Source organism: Micromonospora sp. NPDC052213, assembly GCF_040679695.1.
Classification (GTDB): domain Bacteria; phylum Actinomycetota; class Actinomycetes; order Mycobacteriales; family Micromonosporaceae; genus Micromonospora.
Genome location: NZ_JBFAVI010000095.1, coordinates 1 through 24,458 on the forward strand (window position 1 = coordinate 1; position 24,458 = coordinate 24,458).

A 24,458-nucleotide genomic window follows, 5' to 3' on the forward strand; every position below is an offset into this window, starting at 1 on the left:
CTCGCCGAGCCACTGCGCCACCTGGCAGCTCTGGTGGGCGCTCGCATTCCCCGTCCTGCTGCTCCTCGCCATCCTGTCCGCCTGGCGCATCCTCCCTGCAGCGCAGGGTTCGACAGCAGATGTCGAAGTCCTGCCAGCCGCGGGGAACGGTGACGGTCCACGCCCCGGCGGGGCCGCCGGGGGAGACGACCAGCGGGTGTCGGCGGCGGTGCGGCTGGCGCTGCTGGCCGGGGCCGCAGCGGTGCTCGCGGCGTACGTGGTGAGCAGCGCGGCCGGGCGGACCCCGGTGGAGAGCTCCCGCTACCTCTCCTGCCTGGCGGTCGCGGCCCCCGCTCTGCTCTGGCCGCTGTGGCGCGCGGCCCGTCGACGCTCCGGCGTCCTCCGCGTGGTGGCGCCTGTCGTACTGGCGGCCATCCTCGCCACGGGTGCGGTGGCGACCGCCGAGGCGATCCGTACCGTGCCGGCCACCTACGCCGAGGCCGAGCGGCATCGCGCGCTCGTCGACGCCCTCGTCGAGTTGGGCGTACGGCACGTGCGCGGTGGCTACTGGACCTGCAACCGGCTCACCTACGCCACGGGTGAGGACGTGGTCTGCGCGGTGGTCGACGACGAGTTGCGCCCCGGCTTCGACCGGTTGCCCGCATACCGCCGGGCGGTGGCGGCCGATCCCGACGCAGCCTGGGTCGCGCCGGTCGGCTCGCCGTTGGCCGCCCGGCTCGACCAGCGGCTCGGCCCCGAACCAGGCGCGTTCGACGTGGTCACCGTCGCCGACTGGCGGGTGTACCTGCCCCGCCCCTGACCCAGGCCCAGGCCAGCGCCTCGACCACGCGGGTACGTATCGGAATCAGTTCGCACCCGCTGGCCGGCCAGATTGAAGCCAGGTCGCCCCCGCGTACGACAAAGGACCACAAGTGGGGTACTCGCGGCCACGGTTCCAGTGCGACGAGGCGGACCGTATCGGCGTGCGAGGCACGATCGCGACGCTTGCGCCGGCGAGCCAGGCCGGTCCTCGTGCCGGGCGAGACCCGGAAGGAGAGTCACGCCGGGGTGTCTCGGCGGCCAGGGCTCGGCACCTGCCGCGTACCTTCTCCTGGCTGCCGACGGTCAGCTCGAACGGCGCGTCGGCGAGCGCGACCTCGATGGCCCGGTCGAGGTCGGGGATCGGGCCGAGTGGTTCGGCGACGCCATTCTCCGGTCCTGGGCGGGCGAGGACGCGGACGCAGCCTTGACATCGGAAGGAGCGACCGCGTGTGGCGGTCGCTCCCTACCGATTCAGTCCCGCGTCTCGTCGACGTCGCAGACCTTCCAGTCGCCGTCCTCCTTGAGGAGGGTCATGGTGATGTTGCCGGTCCTGACCTTGCCGTTGTCGGTTCCGGTGAACTCCGCGGTCACGGTCGCCGAGTTCTCGCGCTCCTTGCTGGATGTGATCTCCCAGTCCAGCAGGCCTTCGTCGTCATCCCACGCGTCATCGTCATCGAACCGCTTCCGCTCGCTGGCGCAGATCACCGCCCGCAGGTCATCGACCTTTCTGTCCTGGATGGCGGAGAGGTACTTCTCCGCCACATCCTCGGCGTCGTCCTTGAACATGACCCGGTAACCGAAAACGCCAAAGCCGCAGCAGAGCAGGAGCAGCAATGCACCCGCCCCGGCGATCAGCACGTTCCTTGTGTTCTTCAAGATAATTATCGATCCATTGAGAGGTGCGGCATCGCCGGGAACAGCCCGGCGACGCCAGGTTAGTGAGTAGGTCGGGCGACGCCAGATCTGATGCGCTGTCCGGCTGCGGCCATGACCGCATCCGGACAGGTCGGGTCAGCGCTCGCGGCGACCACGCCGCGCCCATGAATCGTCCTGCGCCTCGGCGGCCGCGACGACCTGCTCGGCCACCTCCTGCTGCACCTGCTGGAGGACTGCCCGGAAGACGTCGGCGCCGGAGGGGTTCTCGGCCGCGAATCAACCGGTTGTGGGCGACAATCAGGGGGTGGACCGGCTGGTGGCGGTGCTTACCGGGTTGCCGCCGGTCCTCGTCCTGGCCCTGGTGTTCGTGTTGCCGGCCCTGGAGTCCTCGACCCTGCTCGGGCTGGTGGTACCGGGCGAGACGGCGATCCTGATCGGGGGGCTCGTGGCGCACTCCGGTGAGTTGTCGCTGTGGGTGGTGGTCGTCGCCGGGACGGTCGGGGCGTGCCTGGGTGACCAGGTCGGCTACGCGCTGGGCCGACGGTACGGCTCGCAGATGCTTGCCCGAGCCTCCGGGTCTGCGCGCCGGCGCGCCGGCATCCGGCGTGCCCGCCGCCTGATCGCCCGACGCGGCGCGTGGGCGGTGGTGGTGGGCCGGTGGGTGGCGGTCCTGCGGGCCGTCGTGCCGATGGTCGCTGGCGCCGGCGGGATGCCGTGGCCGCCGTTCCTGCGGGCGAACCTGGCCGGCGGGCTGGTGTGGGCGACGACCGTGGCGCTGCTCGGCTACCTGGGCGCGGCCTCCTACCATCGCCTGGAGCGTGAGCTGGGGATCGGCGAGTGGGCCCTGCTGGCCGTGATCGCCGCCGGCGTGGTGCTGCACGTGTGGCGGCGGCACCGTCGGGTCCGGCGGGGCCGGGCCGACCGCTGACGGTGCGCCCATCGTCCGCAGGGGTGCCCACGGCCGGGCTGTCCGGGCGGCGGGCACCGACCTGCCGCGGGAACACGGATCCAACCGGATTGAGGTGAGCGGCAAGCGGGGGATGGCGGCTGCTGCTGTGGCTGCCATCCCCGCCAGCCGGAGGGGCTGACTACTCGCCGGCCTGCCCGTCGATGCTTTCGCGCAGCAGGTCCAGGTGGCCGCAGTGACGCGCGGTCTCCTGGATCATGTGCGCGAGCGCGTACCGCAGGGTGAAGGAAACGTCGGCGGCCCGGGCGCGGTCGTCGAGGGCCGCGCCCGCTACGACCGCGGAGGACCGCGCGCACTCAGCCAGGTACGCCTCGACGAGCTCAGCCAGCGAGTCCTCGGGGGCGAGCGCGAACGCACCGGGCTCGTCGTCGGTCCACGGCGGGGGCAACTCGTGACCGGCGAAGTCGATGCTGAACCAGTACCGTTCCACCCCGGTCAGGTGCTTGACCAGCCCAGCGGGGGTGAGCCCGGACGCGAGCACCGGCCGACCGAACGCCTGCTCGTCGGTGAGCCCGGCGACCTTGTTCACGACCGAGGCACGCAGGAAGTCAAGCAGGCCGGACAGGATCTCGCGTTCGCCTCCGTCCTCTGGAGGGCGGATGCGGACCACGGGTGCGACGGATACGTCGGTCATCGGGACACCGTAGTGTCGGACACCGACACTTTCGGGCGTCGGAACATCCAGGGCCCCTTCGACAGTCGCCGCCGCAGCCGCCCGCCACAGCCGCCCGCCGTCGCCTCCAAGGCTGCCGACCGACCGCCGTAAGCCGCAAGTCCCTGCTTATCCGTCGATGCGGCACGATACCTCCCACTGTCGGCACTCATCGGGATGCCGCGGCGGTTCGGCCGCGCATTATGCGCTACACGGGATTCCTTCGCCACCCCGGCCCGCCAGCGTCGCTGCCGGGTAGGTGACATTCCCATGCCATCGTCACGCGTCAGTGACAGAGCGATTACCCGCAGATCGGGTGCCGGCCTGCGAATTCGCGTTCCAATCGCGCCCGCCCTGACGCTCGGTGACGCCGAAAATAGTGCTGTGATCCAGATCACTGATCATCCTGACCGTTCGGGTCGACTTGGTCAACTACAGTCGGGAATCGCAAATCCGGTTTCTGATGAGCTGTTGTCCGGCATGGCGTCGGACGGAAATCATTGGGGGATTGCCGAATGCCTGTGTTCCCACGGGGGGAAGCGGCTTTTTTGTCAAGTATTCGGAACGGGCAGTCAAATCCACCGTCGCTCGATGAACAATCAAGAGCGGTAATCAAGGCGTGCATCGCCGAACTCGTCGCGCTGCTCGGCGAGGATCCGTCCACGGGTGGGTCCGCCCCGGGTGGCGCGCTCACCGGCGGCCCGACCCGCCTGCCGCTCACCGACCTCCAGCAGGCGTATCTCATCGGTGAGCAGGGGGTCGCGGGCCATGCCTCGCCGGCTCTCTACATCCAGGAGTACGCGTTCCCCGCCGCCACGCCGCCCGACCCGGAGCGTTTCGCCGATGCTCTCGCCCGGCTGCGGCAGGTGCGTCCCGTGCTCCGTACGCGCGTGATGCCGGAGGCCACGCAGCATTTCACCCCCATGGCGGACGACCGGCCGGAATTGCTCGTGGACGTGCGCGATCTGTCGGCCTGCCGCATCGACGAAGTGCCCGGAAAACTGGAGCGACTGCGCCGCGAAATAGTGTCGGACATACCGCCGCACGATGCCGGTCGACCCTTCCTTTTCCGATTCGTCCGACTGCCCGACGGCGGGACCAATCTGCAGGTCGCGCTACGACTGACGGTGTTCGACGGAGCCACGATCCAGTTGTTCTTCGCCGAGCTGGCCCGTTGTTACGTCGACCCCTCCCATCGCCCCGCGCCGGAGGCGGAGAGTTTCGCGGATTACCTCGTCGAGCAGGAACGCCGCAGGTCGCTGCCGGCCCGCCGGACGGCCGAGCGGTACTGGCGGTCCCGCCTGGACAGCCTGCCGCCCGCCCCCGATCTGCCGCGCGCCCTGGACACGCAGGCCGCCGAGCCCGACCGGGACGTGCCGCTGCACCGCGTGGCGCACCAGCTCGACGTGGACGACTGGAAGCGGTTCCGACACCACGCCGCCGAGCAGGGGGTGTCGGCCGGCCTGGCGCTCTTCGCCCTCTACGTCGAGTGTCTGCTGCGCTGGTCCGGTGGTCAGTCCGGCACGGTGTCGGTGCTGTCCTCGGACCGGGTGACCGGCGCGCCGGGCCGGGAACGGATGTGGGGCAACGCCGCCAGCACGCTGCTGGTGACGTACGACGACATGCCCGGCTCCTTCGTCGAGCGGTGCCAGGCGCTGCAGAAGCAGTTGTACGACGACCTCGACGCGGGCGAGTACTCCGGGGTCGCGGTCGGCCGGGAGCTCAACCGGCGCGACGGCAGTGTCGGCAACCCCGTACCGGTGGTGTTCAGCAGCGGCCTCGACCTGGTGCCCGGCATCTCCGACGGCTTCCGGCTCGCGTTGCCGGCCGCCACGCTGGCGCACAGCGCCATCGCCACCCCCGAGGTCCTCCTCGACCACCAGGTCTTCGAGTTCGACGGCGCGCTGGTGTGCAACTTCGACCACGACCGGTCGTCGTACCCGCCGGGCCTCGTCGACGACCTCGCCGAATACCACCGGCACCGGTTGCGGCAGCTCGCCGCGAACGCCGACGCGTGGACGGGGGCGGGCCCGCAGCCACTGCCCGACCGGCAACTCGCCGCCCGCCGGCGGGCGAACCGCACCGAGGCGCCCGGCCTGGCGGGCGAGCTGCACGAGGCGGCCGTCGACCAGATGCGCTGCCGGCCGGACGCCGTCGCGGTCGTCGACGCCGAGCGGAGCCTGACCTACGGCGAGCTCGACCGCCTGTCGGCGGCGCTGGCGGTCCGGCTGCGGGATGCGGGTGTCGGCACGGATCCGGGGCGCACCGACCTGGTCGCCGTACGGGTGCCCAAGTCGTGGCAGCAGCCGGTCGCCGTGCTCGGCGTCCTGCGGGCGGGCGGCGCGTACCTGCCGGTCGGTCCGACCTGGCCCGAGGCACGGGTCGGCGAGGTGCTGCGGCAGAGCGGCGCGACCGCGGTCGTCGCCGTCGACGCCGCGCCGCTCGACGGGCTGCCCGACCTGCCCGTCGTCGCGGTGCCGACGGACGGCGGCACCGGTTCCGGCGGCACCGGCCCCGACGGCCTGGGCGGCGACCTGCGGCGCACCGCCTACGTCATCTACACCTCCGGCTCCACCGGAGCCCCGAAGGGCGTGGTGATCTCCCACGGGGCGGCGACCAACACCCTGCGGGACCTGACGCGGCGGCTGGCCCTGACGTCGGCCGACCGGGTGCTCGCGGTCTCCTCGCTCGCGTTCGACCTGTCGGTCTTCGACATCTTCGCCGTCCTGGGCGCCGGTGGCACGGTGGTCGTGCCCGCCCACAGCGACGTGCCCGACCCGGAGCAGTGGGGGGAGCTGTGCCGACAGCACGGCATCACGCTCTGGAACTCGGTGCCCGCCCTGTTCTCCGTCACGCTGGAATACCTGGCCGGCCGGGCGCCGGAAATGCTCCGCGCGCTGCGGCTCGTCATGCTCAGCGGCGACTGGGTGCCGCTGCCGCTGCTCGACCGGATCGCGGAGGCGTGCCCCACGGCGCGGGTCATGGCCGCCGGCGGGGCGACCGAGGCGTCCATCTGGTCCAACTACTTCTGGACGGAGGACCTGACGCCGGGCTGGTCGAGCGTCCCGTACGGCCATCCGCTGGCCAACCAGACCATGCACGTGCTGGACCGGCAGCTCGCCGACGCGCCGGCGTGGGTGCCCGGCGACCTCTACATCGGCGGGGTCGGGGTGGCCGACGGCTACCGGAACGCGCCCGACCTGACCCGGGCGTCCTTCTCCGCCGACCCGGTGACCGGCGAGCGGCGGTACCGCACCGGGGACCGGGCGCGGTACTGGCCCGGCGGCATCCTGGAGTTCCTGGGCCGCCAGGACGACCAGGTGAAGGTGGGCGGGCACCGCATCGAGCTCGGCGAGATCGAGATCCGGCTGTCCGACCATCCCGACGTGCGCAAGGCGGTCGCGGTGGTGGCCGCCGGGCGGGGCGAGTCGTACCTTGCGGCGTTCGTCATCCCGGCACCGGGTTGTGCCGCTCCGGACCCGGCCGCGCTGCGGTCGCACCTCGCCGCCGAACTGCCGTCGTACATGGTGCCCGCCGTCGTCACCGTGGTCGACACGGTGCCACTGACGGCGAACGGCAAGGTCGACCGCAAGGCACTCGTCGCGCGGCTGGCCGCCGGTCCCGTCGTACGCGGAACGGACCAGGTGGTCGTCGCGCCGCGCACGGCGGACGAGGCCCGGCTGCTCAGCCTGTGGCAGGAACTGCTCGGCCCGGACGTACGCGGGGTCACGGACGACTTCTTCGCCCTCGGCGGCAACTCCCTGCTCGCGGTCCGGTTGTTCCACCGGATCAGGGCGAGCTTCGGCCGGACTCTGCCCCTGGCGTCGCTGATGCGCAGCCGCACGGTCGCCGACCAGGCGGGCCTGCTGCGGGCCGAGCAGCACCCGCACGGCGGTACGCCGCTGGTGCGCATCAAGGACGGCGATCACGCCCGCACCCTGGTGCTGGTCCATCCGGTGGGTGGCGACGTGCTCTGCTACGAGCCGCTGGTCGAGGCGCTCGACCGGCACGCGGTCACGGCCGGGGCCACCGTGTACGGGCTGCGGGCAGCCGGCCTGCAACCCGGCGAGGAGCCGCCGGCCGACATGACGGAGCTGGCCGGCCGGTACGGCGACGCCCTCTGCGACGTGCTGCCGGAGGGCGCGAACGTGCACCTCGTCGGCTGGTCGATGGGCGGCACCGTGTCGGCGCACGTCGCCGGGCTGGTGGCGGAGCAGGGGCGGCGGGTCCGCTCGGTCACCGCGATCGACTCGTTCACGGGCCGGCCGGAGGCCGTGGCCGTGAGCCTCCGACAGCGGCTCGCCGGCTTCTTCACCGACCTGGCGCAGGGCGAGGACGTCAGCGGTCACCTGCCCGCGGAGGTGCCCGCCGGCGAGCTGCCGGCGGCCCTGTGCGCCCTGCAGGACTCGCTGGTCCGGGCGGGTCTGCTCGCCGCGCCGCTCGACGCCGACGACCTGGGTCGGCTGTTCGGCGTCTACCGCCGCAACTCGGAGATCCTGGAGGGACACCGGCCGGGCACGCCGCACGAGCGGCTCCTGCTGCTGCGGGCGCGGGAGACCCGGCGCGACGCCTTCCCCGGCCTGGTGCCGCTCGACGAGATCCTGCCGGGCGCCGCCGACCCGCACCCGGTCGACGGGACCCACTACTCGGTCATGCGCCCCGGTCGGGTCGCCGAGGTCGCCGCCCTCGTCGCGGCGCACATCGGCGCGGCGGAGGAGTCCCGGCCCGACGAACCCGACGCCGAGCCGTACTACCTGCGCGGAAAGCTCTGGTGCTGACCCGGCCCGGCACGGCCCGTCGACGACAGCCCGGCGGCGTGCCTCGCCGGAACACCGACGAGCAGGCGCGGCACCCGGACACAGGGCGGCCGGACACCACCTGGCCGACCTCGACCCAACTGTTCAGCTCACGAAGCGAAGGGACCACGCGATGACCAGGACCGACAGCAAACCCGAGATCTGGAACTCCGGCACGTTCGACGTGATGCGGCGCAAGCTCATCCCCTCCTTCGACCTCATCTACGCCAGCGCGGTGCACGCGGTCGTCGAGACCGTCCCGGAGACGGCCCGCATCCTCGACCTCGGCGCCGGCACCGGGCTGCTCGGCGGCGCCGTCCTGGAGCAGCTCCCGCAGGCCGAGTTGACCCTGGTCGACCACTCGGACGCGATGCTCGCCAAGGCACGGGAGCGGTTCGCCGGCAACCCCCGCGTCACGGTGCTGGTGTGCGACATGGAGGACCCGCTGCCGGCCGGCCCCTTCGACGCGGTCGTGTCCGGCCTGGCGATCCACCACCTCACCCACGAGGACAAGCAGGACCTCTTCCAGCGCATCCGCGAGGTGCTCACCCCGCAGGGCGTCTTCGTCAACGTCGAGCAGCTGGCCGGTCCCAACGCGCAGGTCGAGGCGATGTACGACTTCCAGCACGAGGCGCACGTGCAGCGCGCGGAGTGCCCGCCCGACGAGTGGGCCGCGGGCCGCGAGCGGATGAAGCTCGACATCTGCGCCACGCTGGAGGATCAGCTCGAGTGGCTGCGCAAGGCCGGGTTCGGGCAGGTCGACTGCCTGGCCAAGGACTGGCGCTTCGGCACCTACGCGGCGTGGGTGGCGGCATGACCGCGGTGCTCTGCCAGGCGGTGGCCGACGTCGCGGCGCGCCGCCCGGACCACGTTGCCGTCGTCGACGTCGACGGCAGCCGGATCCGCTACCGGGAGCTGGTCGCGCTCGGCGAGCGGCTCGCCGCCGGGCTGTACGCCAGGGGGGTCCGGGCCGGCGACACGGTCGCCTTCGCCCTGCCCAACAGCGTCCGCTACGTCGCGCTGATCATGGCCGTCGCCCGGGCCGGCGCCCGGTACGTGCCGCTGATGCGCAACTTCACCGCCGCCGACACCGAACGGGCCGTCGGGCAGGCGCGGCCGGTGCTGCTGGTCGCCGGGCGGGAGCACCACGTCGCCCCGGGGGCGGTGCCGGTCGTGTCGCTGGACGACCTCGACACCGACGCGCCGCCGGCGCCCGAGGAGCCGTACGCCGGCCTGTTCCGCCAGCTGTGGACCTCCGGCTCCACCGGCTTTCCGAAGATGATGGTGTGGCGGCAGGACAAGTTCGTCGCCGAGCGCCGGCGCTGGCTCGCCGACACCGGCATCGTGGCCGACGACGTCTTCTACTGCCGGCACCCGTTGGACGTCGCGCACGCCACCGACCTGCACGTCTTTGCCGCCCTGCTCAGCGGCGCCCGGCTGGTGCTGGCCGACCCGGACGACTCGCCGCGGGCGTACCTCGACCGGTTGCAGCGGGAGCGGGCGACGGTGATGAGCGCGCTGCCCGCGCACTACGAGATGCTCGTGCGGGCCGGCGCCGACGCACAGGTGGACCTGTCGAGGTTGCGTCGCCCACTCTGCGGCGGCGCCTACCTCAGCCCGGACGTGGTGCGCGCCGCCGCGGACACGCTGGGCGTCCACATCCGGCAGATCTACGGTTCGACCGAGTTCGGCCTCGCCCTCGGCAACATGGCCGACGAGTTGCAGACGAGCGGGGCCATGCCGCCCGTACGCGGCGTCGGCGCCCGGCTCGCGCCGCTGGTGGACGAGCACACCGGCATCGGCGAGCTGGTGCTGCGCTCCGACTGCACCAGCGAGGGCTACCTCTTCGCCGACGCGGCGAACGCGCGCACGTTCCGGGACGGGGAGTTCTGGACGGGCGACGTGGCGCAGGAGGTCGGCGACGGCGCGTTCCGGATCATCGGCCGGGTCTCGGAGGTGCTGTCCACGCCGGACGGACCGGTGCTGGCTCCCGTGCTGGACGCCGAGTGCCGCGCGGCCAGTCCCGGCACGCAGGTGGTGAGCCTGCCGCTCGATCCGGGTGAGCTGACCGACCGGGTGCTCGTCGCGGTCCGCCCGGGCCCCGGCGTCGCTGCCGAGGACGCCGTCCGGCAGGTCAGCGCCGTCCTGGCCGGGCACCGGCTGGCGGCGACGGTGCGCCTCGTGGACGAGATCCCGCACACGCCGGTGGGCAAGATCGACAAGCCCGCCCTGCGCCGCCAGTTCGAGCTGGTGAGCCGGTGATGCGCGCCGAGAGCCACGGCGCCGGGCCGACCCTCGTCCTCGTCCCGGGCCTCGCCGCCAGCCGACACTTCTTCGACACCACCGTGGCGGACCTCGGCCGCGACCACCGGGTGGTGACCGTCGACCTGCCGGGGCACGGTGGCGCGCCCGCCCCGGCGCAGCCGCCCACCCTGTCCGACTGCGCCGCCGCGCTGCACGAGGTCGTCGAGGGCCTCGGCTCCGACGACGTGACGCTGCTGGGCTGGTCACTGGGCGCGACCGTCGCCTGGACCTACCTGGAGACGTTCGGCACCCGGCGGGTCCGCCGGTTGATCAGCGTGGAGCAGACGCCGTGGCTGCTCGCCGACGACGGCTGGCCGTACGCGGCGTTCGGCTCCCTCGACCGGGCCGGGGCCACGGCGCTGCTCGGCGATGTGCGCGGCGACTGCGGGGCGTTCGCCGAGAACCTGGTCCGCGGTTCCTTCGCCGTCGACGGTCCCGCCCCGGACCCGGCGCTCGTCGCGGAACTCGTCCGGCAGGCCCGTGGCGCCGACGCCGACGCCGTCGCCGGCCTGCTGTCCGACGTGCTCGCGCAGGACTGGCGGGACCGGGTGACCGCCCTGCGGCTGCCGACCCTGCTCGTCCACGGCCGCCGCAGCGCGGTCTACCCGCCGGAGGTCGGCAACTGGCTGGCCAAGGCCATGCCGGACGCCCGCGTGGAGTTCCTCGACCATTCCGGCCACCTGTGCTTCCTCGAGGAGCCCGAGGCGTTCGGCGCCGCTGTCCGCGGTTTCCTGACCAGTGAGGAGAAGCAATCATGACGCCCGCCCCCACCCAGCTGGCCCGCCGGCTCTGCTGGATCTACCCCGACCGCGGCACGGTACGCCAGCGGGCGGCGGAGGCAGCCGCCATCTGGACGACCTACACGGAGATCGCCAAGGACTGCGGCCTCGCCATGTCCCTGCACAAGGCGGAGGCGCTGGCGGTCGAGGCCGTCGGCGACGAGCCCCGGGTGTTCCTCGACGGCGAGCGGATCACCCCGGAGGACACCATCCTGGTCACCTCGCTGTGGTCGCTGCCGCACCAGGTGCAGGAGGTCTGCAACCAGCTGTTCGCGTACTCGATCGTCGAGCAGGCGGGCTTCTACCTGCCCATCCATCCGCGCATGTCGTACATCACGACGGACAAGATGGCCACGATGCTGTACCTGCGGGACTGCCCCGTCCCGCGGGTGCCCACCGTGCGCATCGGCACCGGCCGCGACTCGATCAGCCGGCACTACGAGCCGGTGCTGGAGAAGCTCGACTTCCCCATGCTGGTCAAGCCCGCGTACTGGGGCATGGGCCAGGGCGTCTGCCTCGCCAACAACGAGCACGAGCTGCGCGGGCTGATCGGCCTGGCCGGCGGCGCCGACACGGCCGTGGTCGTCCAGCCCTACCTCGGCACCGGCGTCAACGACTTCCGGGTGTACGTCATCGACGGCAAGGCGCACACCGTGCTGCGCCGGATCCCGCAGGGGGAGTCGCTGACCGCGAATCTGGTCAACGGGGGACGGCTGGAGTACCCGCCGCTGCCGGAGGAGCTGGAGAGCTCGATCGACTACATCGCCGAGAAGCTCCAGATGCCGTACTTCGCGGCCGACTTCCTCTGGGACGGCAACCAGTTCTGGCTGTCCGAGGTGGAACCGGACGGCGCGGTCGGGTACGCCACCACCGAGGAGATCGCCAAGATCCAGCGACCGGTGATCGAGTCGCGGTTCCGCGCGTACATCGCGGCGCACGCCGCGTGGATCGCCCGCGAGGGAGGCGCGGCATGACCGCGACGATCGGCGACCTGCCCTGGGAGGACGTGCTGGCCCAGGCGCGCGGCCTGGACGGGCGCGGCGGCGCGCCGGTGCCGTCGGACGCCGCCGCCCTGTCCGACCTGGCGGTGAGCGGCCCGGCGGAGATCGTGGCGGTGACCCGCGAGCTGGCCCGGGAGACGGGCAGCGCGCTGATGTCCAGCGGCGGCACCACCGGCAAGCCGAAGCTCACCTACGTGCCGTACCACCAGGCGGTGGAGCGGGTGCTGCGGGAGTGGCGGCCGCTGCGGCCCGACAACGTGCTGCTCAACCTCTTCAACCCGGGCCGGCTGTGGGCGTCGCACTACTACATCCACGCCCTCGCCGAGCGGTCGCGGTGCACGGTGCTGCCGTCCGGGGCCTACGCGCCCGAGGACGTGGGCAACTGGGTCCCGATGTTCCGCGAGATCGGCCTCGACGCGCTCACCGGCACCCCGAGCGCGCTGGCCGACTTCGCGGAGGGCCTGATCGCGGCGAACGAGACGCTGCCGATCCGCACCATCATCTGGCTGGCCGAGCCGTGGACCGACGCCAAGCACCGGGTCGTCCAGAAGGCGTTCCCGGAGGCGGAGTACTGGGCCAACTACGGCTCGGTGGAGACGTACATCATCGCCACCAACACCCCCGCGTGCGACCTGCAGACCCTGCACGTCATGCCCGACCAGATGCTCGAGCTGGAGGAGGAGGGCGCGCTGCTGACCCGGCGTGGCACGGGCTGGACGATGCCGGCGGTGCGCTACCGTCTCGGTGACCGGCTGGCGTCCGCCGAGTGCCGATGCGGCCGTCCCGACGGCCTGCGGGTCCTGGGACGGGCGGACGACGCGGTGAGCCTGCGCAGTGCCCTGTTCAGCGTCGGTGAGGTGGTGTCGTCCGCGCGCACCCTGCCCGGCGTCGAGGAGGCCCAGCTCGTCCTGACCCGCGACACCGAGTCGCCGAGGGCAGCCACCGCGCTGACGCTGGAGTATTCCGGGGGCGCCGACGCCGAGGACGTACTGGCTCACCTGACCGCCCAGTTCTACCACCTGGCAGCGGTGCACCGGCAGGTTCCGGGGGCGATCACCGCCCGCCGGGTCGACAAGGTGAGTCGCGTCGAGCGCACCAACAAGGTGCCGCCCGCAATCTGGAGGCAGTGAGTGACGTCCGAAGCCCTGCAGCAGGAGGCCGCCGCCCGTGGGGGATGGCGGGAGAATCCGTGGGTCAGTCTCGTGGTGCTGGCCCTCGGGTTCTTCCTGACGATGCTCGACGTGTCCATCGTCAACATCGCCATCCCCGACATCCGCGCGGACTTCGGCGCCTCACTGCCGACGGTGCTGTGGTCGGTCAACGCGTACGTGCTGGTGGTGGCCGTACTGCTGATCACCGCCGGCCGGCTCGGTGACCTCTTCGGTCCGCGCCGGCTGTTCGTCGTGGGCATCGCCGTCTTCACGGTGTTCAGCCTGCTCTGCGGGCTGGCCCAGAGCCCGGGCCAGCTCATCGCGGCCCGGGCCGCGCAGGGCCTCGGCGCGGCGCTTCTGCTGCCGCAGACGATGGCCATGATCGTGAGCCTGTTCCCGCCCACCCGGCGGGGCCTGGCCATGGGCATCTGGGGTGCGGTCGGCGGCGTGGCGGCCGTCGCGGGCCCGTCCGTCGGCGGCCTGCTGGTCACCACCCTCGACTGGCGGTGGATCTTCCTGGTCAACGTGCCGATCGGTGTCGCGGCGGTGGTCCTGGCCCTCGTCGCCGTGCCGGACCTGCGCTTCGACCGCCGGCACCGGCTCGACATCGGCGGCATCGTGCTGGCCTCCGCCGCCCTGTTCTGCCTGGCCTTCCCGCTCATGGAGGGGGAACGGTTCGACTGGGCGCCGTGGACGCTGGTCATGATCGCGGCGGCGGTCGCCCTCGGGCTGGCGTTCGTCTGGCACGAGCGCGGTCGCCAGGACCGGGAACCCCTGGTGCCGTTCGTGCTCCTCGGAATCCGCTCGTACTCCACGATGGTCGTCGTGGCCGCGGCGGTCTCCTTCGGGATCATCGGCTTCATGCTGCTGATGACCCTGTTCTTCCAGTCGGTGCTGGGCTTCTCCGCCCTGGCCGCGGGCCTGGCGTTGGCGCCCCCGGCGCTGATCTCCACCCTGCTCGCGCCGTTCGCCGGGAAGATCACCGACCGGCTCGACGGCCGGGTGGTCCTGCTCGGCGGCTTGCTGTTCACCGTCGTCGGCATGGGCTGGGCCGCCGGGGTGATGCGGCTCGACGCGGCCTGGCTGACCTTCCTCGGCCCGATGGTGGTGATCGGGCTGGGCAACGGACTGCTGATCGCGCCGATGGCCGCGGTGGCGATGCGCGAGGTGCAGCCGGCGCTGGCCGGCGCCGCGTCGGGTCTGTTGAACACCGTCCGCCAGCTCGGGCCGGTCGCGGCGGTCACGCTGGTGGGCCTGCTGCTGGCGCAGCGGTTGTCGGCGTGGGCGGACGGCGCCGCGCCGGTGGACCGGTACGCGGAGGCGCTGCGGCTGGGGATGGTGCTGCCGGTGGCGGCGATCCTCGTCGGCGTCCTCGCCTGCCTGCCCGGCGCGCTGCGCACGATCCGTGGGACCTCAGGAGGAGGATCGGCATGAAGGTGGGCTTCTGGTTCGACCCGCTCTGCCCCTGGGCGTGGATCTCGTCGCAGTGGCTGGTGCAGGTGCAGCAGGTACGCGGGATCGAGCCGTGCTGGGACCTGATGAGCCAGGCGATCCTCTACGAGAACCAGGACCTGACGCCGGAGCAGCGGGACACGGTCCGGGAGATGATCAAGCCGCTCCGGGTGCTGGCCGCCGCCGAGCAGCGCTACGACGGCGAGGCCGTGCCGCTGCTGTACGCGGCGTTGGGCGTGCGGTTCCACGACCGGGGACTGCGTCATCGCCTGGACGTGCTGCCGGAGACGGTGGGCGACGCACTGCGGGCCGCCGGCCTCGACCCCGCGCTCGCGGCGGCGATGGAGAGCACCGAGTTCGACGGGCGGATCCGCCAGTCGCACGAGGAGGCGGTCAGCCGGGTGGGGCCCGACGCGGGGACCCCGGTCGTCGAGGTGGACGGGCCGGCCGGGCGCGTCGCGTTCTTCGGCCCGGTGGTGTCGCCCGCCCCGCGCGGCGAGGCCGCCGGCCGCCTCTGGGACGGGCTGGTCCTGATCGCCGGCACGCCCGGCTTCTCCGAGCTGAAGCGTTCCCGCACCCAGGGGCCGATCTTCGACTGACCCCTTTTCGCTGATCCGAAGACCTTTTCGCTAGGACGGGGGAGGCTCCATGGCAAAGGCGACTTTTCCGGTAGGACAGGTGAGGCAGCGGGCGAGCCGGCTGCCGTACCGGCGGTACGCGCCCGCGCCCGCCGTGGATCTGGCCGACCGGTCCTGGCCGGCGAAGCGGATCACCACGGCGCCGCGCTGGTTGTCGACCGACCTGCGGGACGGCAACCAGGCGCTGCCGCACCCGATGGACGTCGACCGCAAGACCCGGCTGTTCCGGCTCCTCGTCGCCATGGGCTACAAGGAGATCGAGATCGGGTTCCCGGCCGCCAGCCGGACCGAGTTCGAGTTCACCCGCAGGATCATCGAGAACGACGAGATCCCGGACGACGTCCTCATCCAGGCGATCGTGCCGGCGCGCGAGGAACTGATCCGGCGTACGTTCGACGCGTTCGCCGGCGCGCCGCAGGCCATCGTGCACCTGTACAACTCGACGTCGCCGACGCAGCGTCGGGTCGTCTTCCGGGCGGACCGCGGGGGCGTGCTGCGACTGGCGGTCGACCACGCACGCCTGTGCCGGGAACTCGCCGACGCGCACCCCGGCCGGATCGGTTTCGAGTATTCTCCCGAGTCCTTCTCGCAGACCGAGCTGGACTTCGCGCTGGACGTCTGCGCGCGGGTCACGGACGTCTGGGACCCGGCGGACGACCGGGAGATCATCATCAACCTGCCGGCGACCGTCGAGTGCGCGGGGCCGCACGTCTTCGCCGACCAGGTGGAGTGGATGAGCCGCAACCTGCCCCGGCGGGAGCACGTCTGCCTGTCGCTGCACCCGCACAACGACCGCGGGACCGGGGTCGCCGCGGCCGAGCTGGGCCTGCTGGCCGGCGGCCAGCGGATCGAGGGATGCCTGTTCGGCAACGGCGAGCGCACCGGCAACGTCTGCCTGGTCGTGCTGGCCCTCAACCTGATGAGCCAGGGCGTCGACCCGCAGATCGACCTGTCCGACATCGACGCCGTCCGGCACGAGGTCGAGCAGTGCACGGGGATGCGGGTGCCGGAGCGCTACCCGTACGCCGGCGACCTCGTGCACACCTCGTTCTCCGGGTCGCACCAGGACGCCATCAGCAAGGGCCTGCGGGCGTTGTCCGCGGACGCGGCGGACCGGGGCGTGGCACTGTCGCAACACCGGTGGGACGTGCCGTACCTGCCCATCGACCCCAAGGACATCGGGCGCTCGTACGAGGCGATCATCAGGGTGAACAGCCAGTCCGGCAAGGGCGGCGTGGAATACCTGCTGCGGTCCTGCCACGGGCTGACCCTGCCGCGCAGCCTCCAGATCGAGGTGTCGGGGCTGAGTCAGGCGGTGTCCGACGACGAGGGCAGAGAGGTGACCGCGGAGGAACTCTGGGCGGTCTTCCGCGCCGAGTTCCTGCCTGCCGCCCTCGACGTGCAACTCGTGTCGTGCGAGGTGTCGGGGCCGGGCGCGGTCAAGGTGGAACTCGCCGTGTGCGGCGGGCCGCTCGTCGTCGGCGGCGACGCCGGCCACGGGTTGCTGCCGAGCATCGCGCGGGCCCTCGCCCAGTCCGGCCCCGCACCGGTCGTCCTCGACCACGTCGAGCAGGCGTTCACCCTCGACGAGGAGCCCGGCACGCTGGCGTACGTGCGGTGCCGGGTGGACGGTCGGGCGGTCTGGGGGTGCGGCTTCGACCCGGACCCGACGGCCGCCGCGCTGCGCGGTCTCTGCGTGGCGCTGCACCGGGCCGGCTGGCGCCCGTCCGCCGTCCTGCCCTCGGCGCTGCCTTCGCAGGAGTGAGTCCGCGCCGCCGGGCATCGGCGGACGGCCAGCCGGAAGTTCCACCGACGTGGGCCGGTAGGTGTCGTTTCCGACAGATCCGGCCCCTTGTTGAGGTGTGCAAGGGTGGCTGTCGCCGATCAGCTCCTCCTGCTGGCGCAGGGTGTCCTCGTCCAGCCCGTGGCCCCCTCGAACCGCCCGAGCCGGCGCAGCGTCCCGGTCCGGGCCGCCGAACGGGGCGACCCCGGCGGGGTAGCGGTACGCGTCCGCCTCCAGTGCCTCCGAGACCGGAGCCGGGCCCGCGCGTGCACCGCGTCGCGGCCGGCCCACCGGGCGGCGAACGGCACCAGGAGCAGCGCCGCCGCCGCGACGATCGCGAGCGCCCGGCCGGCGCCGAGGTATCGAAGTCCGCCACGATCGGATGGTAGGACGCCGGCGCCCGTCCACCGGCGCGTCGCGGCGACCGGGTCAGCGGGGCAGGAAGCTGTCGTACGCCTCGTCGTACCAGTCGGCCTCGTTGTGCCGGCGAATCGTGCCGTCGACGCGGGTCAGCATCAACCAGTTGTCGTTGAGGACCAGCGCCGCGTCCTCGGACCGGTCGGCCAGGATCCGGCCCACGGTCCGCAGCATGTGGGGCCTGCCCTGGTCGGTCAGGGTGTCCTTGCGCATGCGGAAGTCAACGTCGACGTAGGTCTCCGGCTCCCACATCCACAGCCCGCCGTCGTCCTCCGCCTCGTAGTAGCCGTGGCTGCCGGCGACGATGGTGACGACGTATCCGCGCTCCTCGTTCAGGTCTGCGCGCAGCATCCGGTTGCCGGAGAGCGTCGACGTCTCGGTCGCTCCGGAAGCGGCCAGCTCCGCCACCCGCTCCAGCGGGACGTCACCCGCGAGCGTCAACCGGTACTCGATCGCCATTGATGCCCCTTCTCAGTGCCGCCGGACGATCTGAATGATCGCACCGCCAGGTGTGACCGCTGCCAGTTCCTTCAGCTCGGGCATCGGCCAGTCGTCGAACTGCTTCTGCAGTGCGGCGAGATCACCCTGCCAGTCGTGGAGGTTGAGCACCACGCGTTGGGTCTGCTCCCGGTCGATCTTCCTCGCCACCGAGCTCCAGACGGATCGCGGCGACACGAAGGGCGTGGGCGAATAGCAGTCGAAGACGTGGCCCTCGATGAGATAGTCCGGCGCCCCTTCGTGCTTCCCGGCGTCACCGGTGTCGAGCCGAGCCTGCGAAATCTCCTGCGTCGTCGGGTTCTGGTGGACCCGGTAGCCCCTGTTGGCGAGGGTTTCGGCACAGTCGTTCTCCAGTTCCAGGGATCGTCGCTCGGTTGGCCTCTCCTTGGGCGGGATGCGGGTGCGTGGGCCGGTGGGTGCGCCGCCGGGAACCCCGGTGGGTTGCCTGGTCCACGGCACGAGGCTGGAGGCGTCGCCGCCTGCGGCGGGGACGGCGGAGACGTGATCCGCGGGGGTGGGGCCGGTCGGCGTGGCACCGCCGGCCCCGGTCAGTTTCCCGACGACCCCAGTTGCCGCGCCTCGGCGATCGCCGTGTCGACGAACTGCCGGGCGGTGCCGGTGCGCTGCACCGTCAGCACCAGCACCTGCTTGACGTTCTCCAGGGCCTGCACCAGCGGCCCCGGCTGCCCGCCCTGCAGGACGGTGGTGACGAGTCGTTGCGCCTCGCCGACTTGGGCGATGGTGGCGGCGGCCGCGCCGCGCATGCCGTCGATCGCGGTGCCCACGGGGGTCAGCCCGCCGGTCGTCTCGTCCGGCGTGGCCTCCTGCGGGACGGCCGCGGTCGCCTTCGCGGCCTCGCCGAGCGTGGTGGCGAGGCCGCCCAGACCACCCCGGATTCCGGCGATGGCGTCCCGCACACGGGCCAGGCCCGCCGCCACGGCGGCGAAGCCGGCGCCGGCGGCCCGCAGCGCCACCTCCTGGGCCTGGTTGTCGGCGGCGGCCGCCAGCCCCTGGGCCCTGTCGACGCCGGCCGTCAACGCACGAAGCTCCCCGGTGATCTTCTCGATGTGCGACACGGCGTCGACTTCCCCGATCGAAGGCAGTAAGGAGGCTCGAAGCTGCAACCTAGCGACAACCGTCCGTCGCCGCCAGACCGGTCACCCGGTCCGCAGCCACCACAGCACGTTGTCGTCGCCGTGTCGGGACCGGGCGGTCGGTGCGGATGTCCGTGGTGAAGCCCAGTCCGTCACGCAGGCGTCGATGTCGGACTCGAAGGCAGGTTGGGGCAGCTCAGTCCGCCCTGTGCAGCGGCCCCCACTCCGGCGACGCCTGCGCCTCGACCGCCCGGTCCGCCTCCCGCAGCGCCCGCTCCGACACCCAGGCGACGGGGCGGTGACAGTGCACCAGCGGCTCGTTGTCCGGCCCGCGACCGCACTGTTCCCCGACCAGCACCCACGGGCGTACGCCGGGGCCGCGCAGCTCGCGCAGGTGGCAGTAGTCGTAGAGCCGCCGGGCCACCCACAGGCGCAGCGGCCGGCCGCCCCACCACGACTCGACCGCGAGCGGATTCGCGGACAGGCCGGGCAGGTCGATGCCAGTCAGCGCGTCCTTGCTGGACTGCCCGGACCCACGCTCCCCGGCGAGGTCCGCGCCGGGGCCCAGGGACCACCGGACGTACAGCTCCTCGTCGGGATCGGCCCTCCGCAGCAGGTCGACGAGCTGGTCGAGCCCGTCGACGACCGGCATCACCGCCTCGTGTCGCACGCCGCCCATGGTGCTTCACTTGCCCCGCGCGGGGCCGGCCATGCACGCCACTTCGGCGGTGGGCCGCCGGCCCGGAGCCGGGCGGTGCCGGTTCCGGGCCGGGCGCTGCGCGTACGACGGCTCAGGCCGGCGTGGCCCGGGCCTTGCGGCGCCGCTCGGCCCGCCGCCGCACCTGGGTGTACGCGCTCGTCAGTCCCATCGCCCGGCGGGCCTCGACGACCGTCTGCCGCACCTCGTGCCGGGTCCGTTCGGTGCCCTCGACGATCAGCTCGTCGACCAACCCGGGATCGGCCTCGAACCGCGCCCGGCGCTCGCGGATCGGGTCCAGGAACCGGTTGAGCGCGACGGCCAGCTTCTCCTTGACCTCCACGTCGCCGACCCGCCCGGCCCGGTACCGCTCCTTGAGGTCGTCGACCTGCCCGCGGTCGGGGTTGAAGATGTCGTGGTACGCGAAGACCGGGTTCCCCTCGACGGTGCCCGGCACGTCGGCGCGGACCCGGTTCGGGTCGGTGTACATGCCCATCACCGTGCGGCGGACGGTCGCCGCGTCGTCGGAGAGCGAGATGGCGTTGCCCAGGCTCTTGCTCATCTTCGCCCGGCCGTCCGTGCCGACCAGGGTCGGCGTCTCGGACGCGATCATCTCCGGCACGGGGAACACCTCTCCGTAGAGGTGGTTGAAGCGCCGGGCGATCTCCCGCGTCACCTCGACGTGCGCCGCGTTGTCCTTGCCCACCGGGACGACCTGCCCCTTGACGCAGAGGATGTCGGCGGCCTGGAGGACCGGGTAGCCGAGCAGGCCGTACGGCATCTCCTCCTTGCCGGAGTCGCGGGCCATGTCCTTCAGCGACGGCACCCGCTCCAGCCGGGGCACCGTGACCAGGTTCTGGAAGAGGGTGTTCAGGTCGCCGACCTCGGGGATGGCCGACTGGAGGTAGAAGGTCGCCCGCGCCGGGTCGACGCCGCTGGCCAGCACGTCGGTGACCATCTCCCGGGCGTTGACCGCGACCCGCTCGATGTCCTCGCGGGTGTTGCGCGTGGTGAGCATGTGCAGGTCGGCGATGATGAAGAAGCTCTCGTAGCGCTGGTGCAGCCGCACCCGGTTGGCGATGCTGCCGACGTAGTGGCCGAGGTGCAGCCGCCCGGTGGGGCGGTCCCCGGTGAGCATTCGTGGGACAGACACGGTGGTACGCCTTTCGTGCGTGACGGACGAGGTGCGCGCGGTCGCGCGCCGACCGGGAGGGTCCCGGGATCGGTCGGGGTCGGCTCAGTGAGCCGACCGCCATCGCCCGCCGTCGCGGAACCGCAGTCCGCCGGCACGAAGGAGGTCGATCATCTGCTCGCGGCCGTCGCCGGAGCTGGTGGGGAAGGTGGTCACGACGCCGAGCGGGAGGCCGTCGACCGGGTCGACGACTCCCGGCGCGTAGCTGATCGGCCGGACCATGCCTTCCACCGTAACCGGTGTGTCCGTCGCGTGACCCGCGCCTCCCCGGGTCAGCGCTGCCGGTAGGTCTCCCGGTAGTAGTCGCCGACCCGGTCCCGGTAGCCGGTTTCCCGGTAGGCGTCCGGGTCGAAGGCCGGGGACTCCTTGACCTGCTCCCGGGTGCGGTCCACGTGCACGGTGCGGTCCAGGTGGTCGACCCGCGTCACCGTGCCGACCGGCAGCAGCACCTTGCGGCCGAAGATCCACGGCCCGGTGTCCACCACCAGCCAGCGGGCGTCGGTGTCGTCGCTGGCCGCGTCGACCGAGCCGATCCGCCCGTCGGTGGCCTCCACCCGGTAGCCGACCAGGTCGACCGGAGTGCCGGGGCCCGGGGCGTCGGGTCCGTCGCCGGCACCCTCCGGCCCGTCCGGCGGCGCGGCGTCGGGGCTCGCCCCGGCGTACCCGCCAGCGAGGGCGGCCGGGTCGCGCCAGGCCCAGGGGTTGAACGTCGACGGCTGCACGGGCCACCTCCGATGACGGTCGTTCGCGGTCGGGGAATCAGTGCCCAGCCCGCGCGACCGGGAAACAACTCGGCAATTTTCGGTTCACAGAGATGTCTCGTGCGAAATACGTCATAGTCGCCGAGCATCGATTGATGGGGGCACATCTCCCCAGGTGGCGTCGGTCGGAATTGGGCAACCGCACATCCGGACACAATGCGGAGTGTTCACCCGGCACATTCGTGCCGTGACCGCCGGCCGACCATTCTGGTCCCGCATCCGTTGCAGGGAGAAGAGGGGACGCAGATGTACCGCACCATTCGTCGGATCGGGCTCGTGCTCGCCGTCGCGGTCGGGCTCGTCGCGGGGGCCGGCGCCACCGCACAGGCCGCCGTCGTCAACCCGGTGACGCCGCAGGCGCTCTGCGGGCTCGGCTACACCGTCCAGGACCAGGACCCGATCCACCACGCGCAGACCGGCGTGCGGCTCGGCACCGTCTACCTGATGTACAACCCCGTCGTCGGGTACGGCTGCACGGTCACCGTCAAGTCCGCGTACGCCGGCTCGCTGACCCGTACCCAGGTCTACCTCGCCGCGCAGTACCTGCCCACCCAGGTCGACGACGGCAACAGGCTGTGGGCGGCCGGCCCGACCAGGGCGTACGTCAAGGGTGGCTGCATCATCTGGGGCGGCTTCATGGCCGATCCGACCGGCACGATCCACTACCACGACCGGGCGAACCCCGCGGTCGGCGGAATCGGCACCTGCTTCTGACGGAGCCGGGGAGGCCCGGCCCGAGGTGGGCCTCCCGTTTCCGCGGCGACCCGTTCGGTGCCCGGTCCCGCAACGGTGAAAATGGCGGAACGGGTGCGCCGGATGCGTCCGCGCCGGCCCCGCCCTGCCGTTACCGTCGGGCTGATGGGACGGATGCGTGGCGTCCACGAGCGACCGGCGGGTCTGACGTACCAGCCGGACCTGGTCGACCCCGACGAGGAGCGGTCACTGCTCACCGCGCTCGCCGCGTTCGACTTCCGGGAGATCCGCATGCACGGGCAGATCGCCCGGCGGACCGTCCGCCACTTCGGCTTCGACTACGACTACGGCTCGTTCCAGCTCACCGAGGCCGAGGCGTTGCCGGTGGAGTTGCACGGGGTCCGGGAGCGGTGCGCCGCGCTCGCCGGCGTTCCGGCGACCTCGCTCGCGCAGGCCCTGGTCACCCGGTACCCGCCGGGCTCGGTCATCGGCTGGCACCGCGACGCCCCCGCTTTCGGGCCGACCGTGGTCGGGCTCTCGCTGGGCGCCGCGTGTCTGTTGCGCTTCCAGCGGGGCACCGGCGACGACCGCAGGGTGTACGAGGTGGAACTGGCGCCGCGGTCGGCGTACGTGCTCGCCGGCGCGGCGCGGGCGAGCTGGCAGCACAGCATCCCGCCGGTGCCGGCCCTCCGCCACTCGATCACCTTCCGGCAACTCGGCGGCAGATGACCGGGCACGGCCCTGGGCCCGCCGGCGCCCGGAGCCGCGCGACCGGGTGCCCGCCGCCCGCGGCCTCCCGGCCGTCGCTGCGGCCGTGACCTGCGCCTCGGCCGACCCGCCGCTGCACCGGCCGGCCCGCCGGGCGCTGACATACTCGGCAGTCATGGTGCTGTCGCGCGGTTGGGCGCTCTTCCTCACCGGGGTCGGGATCTGGACCTGGGTGATCTGGCCGAGGTTCGCGGTCGCCATCTGGAAGGACCCGCGATCCTGGTCCACCGGCACGGTCGGCGACTTCCCCGCCACAGGCTTCCTCTGGATCCACGCTTTGTTGATCGCGGCGTCCCTGGCCATCGGCACCACCGTCGGGGTGCTCGGCGTCCGTGCCTGGCTGGCCGGTCGGCGTACCGACCGGTCGACGCGCTGACGGAATCGCCGCCCGACCCCGCGCAACATCCGGGCCGCGGGGCGCCGTGCGCGCGGGGCCTGACCTTCCGGAAGAGCCGTCGAGCGTGTCGCACCGCCGCCGACCAGGCCGGATAGCCGGGCGGGAATGGTGTGACGGGGGACGCCACCCCCGGATTTGACGTTCAAACCCGCAGACGCGTAACTTTCTCTCTGCCAGCGCGGAACGGGGCGAACAGGGCGAAAGACCTGGAGTTCCAGACCACACTGGTGTCGGGTCGGTCGGGAGTCAGCTCCCGGACGGCACGGGCCGGGCGGGGCCCGCCGGATCTGCCGCGAGGCGGATTTGGCGGAGCGGAGCCGACCGGGTAAGGTTTGACGCCGGCAGGGAACCGGGCGAGCTCGCGGGAAACCGCAGAGCGGCCGGTCTGCCGAAATCCGATGATCAGGTGTGGCGGTTCGCCGCTGCGCACGTTCGTCGGTGCCAACCCGCACGAAGCACGACAGACCGGGACAAACGGTTTGACACGGCGGAAACCGGCGGGTAACGTAGTAAAAGTGCCCGGCGCGAGAGCGGCGGGGATGTGAACGAGATGCCCCGGGTCGGGGGTCCCATGGTGTGGGGTTTCCGGGCGGTGTGTGGTTGTTCTTTGAGAACTCAACAGGGTGCTTGATAAGCCAGTGCCAATTTGATTTATACCCCGGGCTGGCCGAGCCTTTTGGTTTGGTTGGTCTTGGATTCCTTTGGCAACACATGTTGTCGGGATGACTGTTTCAGCAAAGG

The 24,458-nt window shown here is 72.3% G+C and carries 22 protein-coding genes and 1 pseudogene; 14 read left to right on the forward strand and 9 right to left on the reverse strand.

The window, feature by feature from the left end; all coding sequences use genetic code 11:
• A pseudogene (locus tag AB0L34_RS21545) lies at window positions 1-799 on the forward strand (DUF423 domain-containing protein); the annotation flags it as partial.
• A gap of 473 nt (window positions 800-1,272) precedes the next feature.
• Here the strand turns inward: AB0L34_RS21545 and AB0L34_RS21550 are convergent.
• Complete coding sequence (locus tag AB0L34_RS21550; protein ID WP_363706047.1) at window positions 1,273-1,659, reverse strand: hypothetical protein; 387 nt, start codon at window positions 1,657-1,659, stop codon at window positions 1,273-1,275.
• Between the two features lie 304 nt (window positions 1,660-1,963).
• On the opposite strand from AB0L34_RS21550, the gene AB0L34_RS21555 reads away from it, so the two are divergent.
• Window positions 1,964-2,605: a DedA family protein gene (locus AB0L34_RS21555; protein WP_363706049.1), complete on the forward strand. Its 642-nt coding sequence runs from the start codon at window positions 1,964-1,966 to the stop codon at window positions 2,603-2,605.
• A 160-nt stretch (window positions 2,606-2,765) separates the two neighbouring features.
• Here AB0L34_RS21555 and AB0L34_RS21560 read toward each other — a convergent pair whose 3' ends face one another.
• The gene (locus tag AB0L34_RS21560) at window positions 2,766-3,278 is read right to left on the reverse strand and encodes a DinB family protein (RefSeq protein WP_363706051.1); all 513 of its coding nucleotides are present in this window, start codon (window positions 3,276-3,278) and stop codon (window positions 2,766-2,768) included.
• A gap of 566 nt (window positions 3,279-3,844) precedes the next feature.
• Here AB0L34_RS21560 and AB0L34_RS21565 point away from each other — a divergent pair.
• The 9 genes from AB0L34_RS21565 to AB0L34_RS21605 all read left to right on the forward strand — a co-directional run bounded on the left by AB0L34_RS21565 (window position 3,845) and on the right by AB0L34_RS21605 (window position 17,182).
• A complete protein-coding gene (locus AB0L34_RS21565; protein ID WP_363706052.1) occupies window positions 3,845-8,074 on the forward strand; it encodes an amino acid adenylation domain-containing protein in 4,230 nt (1,409 codons plus the stop codon).
• A 151-nt stretch (window positions 8,075-8,225) separates the two neighbouring features.
• Window positions 8,226-8,909 (forward strand): methyltransferase domain-containing protein, encoded by a 684-nt coding sequence (locus tag AB0L34_RS21570; RefSeq protein ID WP_363706054.1) that lies wholly within the window; start codon window positions 8,226-8,228, stop codon window positions 8,907-8,909.
• On the forward strand, window positions 8,906-10,354 hold the full coding sequence (locus AB0L34_RS21575) for a long-chain fatty acid--CoA ligase (protein WP_363706056.1): 1,449 nt from the start codon (window positions 8,906-8,908) through the stop codon (window positions 10,352-10,354). Before AB0L34_RS21570 ends, AB0L34_RS21575 begins: the two co-directional genes overlap by 4 nt.
• On the forward strand, window positions 10,354-11,154 hold the full coding sequence (locus AB0L34_RS21580) for an alpha/beta hydrolase (RefSeq protein ID WP_363706058.1): 801 nt from the start codon (window positions 10,354-10,356) through the stop codon (window positions 11,152-11,154). Before AB0L34_RS21575 ends, AB0L34_RS21580 begins: the two co-directional genes overlap by 1 nt.
• Window positions 11,151-12,149 (forward strand): hypothetical protein, encoded by a 999-nt coding sequence (locus tag AB0L34_RS21585; protein WP_350712340.1) that lies wholly within the window; start codon window positions 11,151-11,153, stop codon window positions 12,147-12,149. The genes AB0L34_RS21580 and AB0L34_RS21585 overlap by 4 nt, the downstream gene beginning before the upstream one ends.
• Window positions 12,146-13,306, forward strand: a complete 1,161-nt coding sequence (locus AB0L34_RS21590) for an AMP-binding protein (RefSeq protein ID WP_363706060.1) — start codon at window positions 12,146-12,148, stop codon at window positions 13,304-13,306. Before AB0L34_RS21585 ends, AB0L34_RS21590 begins: the two co-directional genes overlap by 4 nt.
• A complete protein-coding gene (locus AB0L34_RS21595; protein ID WP_363706062.1) occupies window positions 13,307-14,761 on the forward strand; it encodes an MFS transporter in 1,455 nt (484 codons plus the stop codon). It begins immediately after the preceding gene.
• Window positions 14,758-15,378: a disulfide bond formation protein DsbA gene (locus tag AB0L34_RS21600; RefSeq protein WP_357464148.1), complete on the forward strand. Its 621-nt coding sequence runs from the start codon at window positions 14,758-14,760 to the stop codon at window positions 15,376-15,378. Before AB0L34_RS21595 ends, AB0L34_RS21600 begins: the two co-directional genes overlap by 4 nt.
• Window positions 15,379-15,427: 49 nt before the next feature.
• Window positions 15,428-17,182, forward strand: coding sequence for a 2-isopropylmalate synthase (locus AB0L34_RS21605; protein WP_363706064.1), 1,755 nt, complete (start codon window positions 15,428-15,430; stop codon window positions 17,180-17,182).
• A gap of 447 nt (window positions 17,183-17,629) precedes the next feature.
• On the opposite strand, the gene AB0L34_RS21610 is transcribed toward AB0L34_RS21605, so the two are convergent.
• The 7 genes from AB0L34_RS21610 to AB0L34_RS21640 all read right to left on the reverse strand — a co-directional run bounded on the left by AB0L34_RS21610 (window position 17,630) and on the right by AB0L34_RS21640 (window position 21,820).
• On the reverse strand, window positions 17,630-18,076 hold the full coding sequence (locus tag AB0L34_RS21610; RefSeq protein WP_363706066.1) for a SitI3 family protein: 447 nt from the start codon (window positions 18,074-18,076) through the stop codon (window positions 17,630-17,632).
• A gap of 12 nt (window positions 18,077-18,088) precedes the next feature.
• Complete coding sequence (locus AB0L34_RS21615) at window positions 18,089-18,511, reverse strand: hypothetical protein (RefSeq protein ID WP_363706077.1); 423 nt, start codon at window positions 18,509-18,511, stop codon at window positions 18,089-18,091.
• 152 nt (window positions 18,512-18,663) lie between these two features.
• A complete protein-coding gene (locus AB0L34_RS21620; protein ID WP_363706068.1) occupies window positions 18,664-19,191 on the reverse strand; it encodes a DUF6244 family protein in 528 nt (175 codons plus the stop codon).
• A 214-nt stretch (window positions 19,192-19,405) separates the two neighbouring features.
• On the reverse strand, window positions 19,406-19,879 hold the full coding sequence (locus AB0L34_RS21625) for a DUF6098 family protein (protein WP_363706070.1): 474 nt from the start codon (window positions 19,877-19,879) through the stop codon (window positions 19,406-19,408).
• Between the two features lie 121 nt (window positions 19,880-20,000).
• A complete protein-coding gene (gene trpS, locus AB0L34_RS21630; RefSeq protein ID WP_363706072.1) occupies window positions 20,001-21,059 on the reverse strand; it encodes a tryptophan--tRNA ligase in 1,059 nt (352 codons plus the stop codon).
• Window positions 21,060-21,143: 84 nt separating this feature from the next.
• On the reverse strand, window positions 21,144-21,320 hold the full coding sequence (locus AB0L34_RS21635; protein ID WP_350712322.1) for a hypothetical protein: 177 nt from the start codon (window positions 21,318-21,320) through the stop codon (window positions 21,144-21,146).
• Window positions 21,321-21,370: 50 nt separating this feature from the next.
• Complete coding sequence (locus AB0L34_RS21640; protein ID WP_363706074.1) at window positions 21,371-21,820, reverse strand: PRC-barrel domain-containing protein; 450 nt, start codon at window positions 21,818-21,820, stop codon at window positions 21,371-21,373.
• Window positions 21,821-22,105: 285 nt separating this feature from the next.
• Between AB0L34_RS21640 and AB0L34_RS21645 the strand changes: the two genes are divergently transcribed.
• The 3 genes from AB0L34_RS21645 to AB0L34_RS21655 all read left to right on the forward strand — a co-directional run bounded on the left by AB0L34_RS21645 (window position 22,106) and on the right by AB0L34_RS21655 (window position 23,696).
• Window positions 22,106-22,573 carry a hypothetical protein gene (locus tag AB0L34_RS21645; RefSeq protein WP_357464126.1) on the forward strand — a complete coding sequence of 156 codons (468 nt, stop codon included), beginning with the start codon at window positions 22,106-22,108 and terminating at the stop codon, window positions 22,571-22,573.
• A gap of 144 nt (window positions 22,574-22,717) precedes the next feature.
• On the forward strand, window positions 22,718-23,281 hold the full coding sequence (locus AB0L34_RS21650) for an alpha-ketoglutarate-dependent dioxygenase AlkB (RefSeq protein ID WP_350712319.1): 564 nt from the start codon (window positions 22,718-22,720) through the stop codon (window positions 23,279-23,281).
• A gap of 154 nt (window positions 23,282-23,435) precedes the next feature.
• Window positions 23,436-23,696 carry an SCO4848 family membrane protein gene (locus AB0L34_RS21655; protein WP_350712318.1) on the forward strand — a complete coding sequence of 87 codons (261 nt, stop codon included), beginning with the start codon at window positions 23,436-23,438 and terminating at the stop codon, window positions 23,694-23,696.
• Window positions 23,697-24,458: the final 762 nt, after the last annotated feature.

Bases quoted from the DNA above. Each gene is read 5' to 3' on its own strand.
- AB0L34_RS21650 (WP_350712319.1), top strand. From the start codon at position 22,718: ATGGGACGGATGCGTGGCGTCCACGAGCGACCGGCGGGTCTGACGTAC.
- AB0L34_RS21605 (WP_363706064.1), top strand. From the start codon at position 15,428: ATGGCAAAGGCGACTTTTCCGGTAGGACAGGTGAGGCAGCGGGCGAGC.
- AB0L34_RS21590 (WP_363706060.1), top strand. From the start codon at position 12,146: ATGACCGCGACGATCGGCGACCTGCCCTGGGAGGACGTGCTGGCCCAG.
- AB0L34_RS21655 (WP_350712318.1), top strand. From the start codon at position 23,436: ATGGTGCTGTCGCGCGGTTGGGCGCTCTTCCTCACCGGGGTCGGGATC.
- AB0L34_RS21610 (WP_363706066.1), bottom strand. From the start codon at position 18,076: ATGGCGATCGAGTACCGGTTGACGCTCGCGGGTGACGTCCCGCTGGAG.
- AB0L34_RS21645 (WP_357464126.1), top strand. From the start codon at position 22,106: ATGTACCGCACCATTCGTCGGATCGGGCTCGTGCTCGCCGTCGCGGTC.
- AB0L34_RS21580 (WP_363706058.1), top strand. From the start codon at position 10,354: ATGCGCGCCGAGAGCCACGGCGCCGGGCCGACCCTCGTCCTCGTCCCG.
- AB0L34_RS21575 (WP_363706056.1), top strand. From the start codon at position 8,906: ATGACCGCGGTGCTCTGCCAGGCGGTGGCCGACGTCGCGGCGCGCCGC.
- AB0L34_RS21635 (WP_350712322.1), bottom strand. From the start codon at position 21,320: ATGGTCCGGCCGATCAGCTACGCGCCGGGAGTCGTCGACCCGGTCGAC.
- AB0L34_RS21570 (WP_363706054.1), top strand. From the start codon at position 8,226: ATGACCAGGACCGACAGCAAACCCGAGATCTGGAACTCCGGCACGTTC.
- AB0L34_RS21600 (WP_357464148.1), top strand. From the start codon at position 14,758: ATGAAGGTGGGCTTCTGGTTCGACCCGCTCTGCCCCTGGGCGTGGATC.
- AB0L34_RS21560 (WP_363706051.1), bottom strand. From the start codon at position 3,278: ATGACCGACGTATCCGTCGCACCCGTGGTCCGCATCCGCCCTCCAGAG.
- AB0L34_RS21585 (WP_350712340.1), top strand. From the start codon at position 11,151: ATGACGCCCGCCCCCACCCAGCTGGCCCGCCGGCTCTGCTGGATCTAC.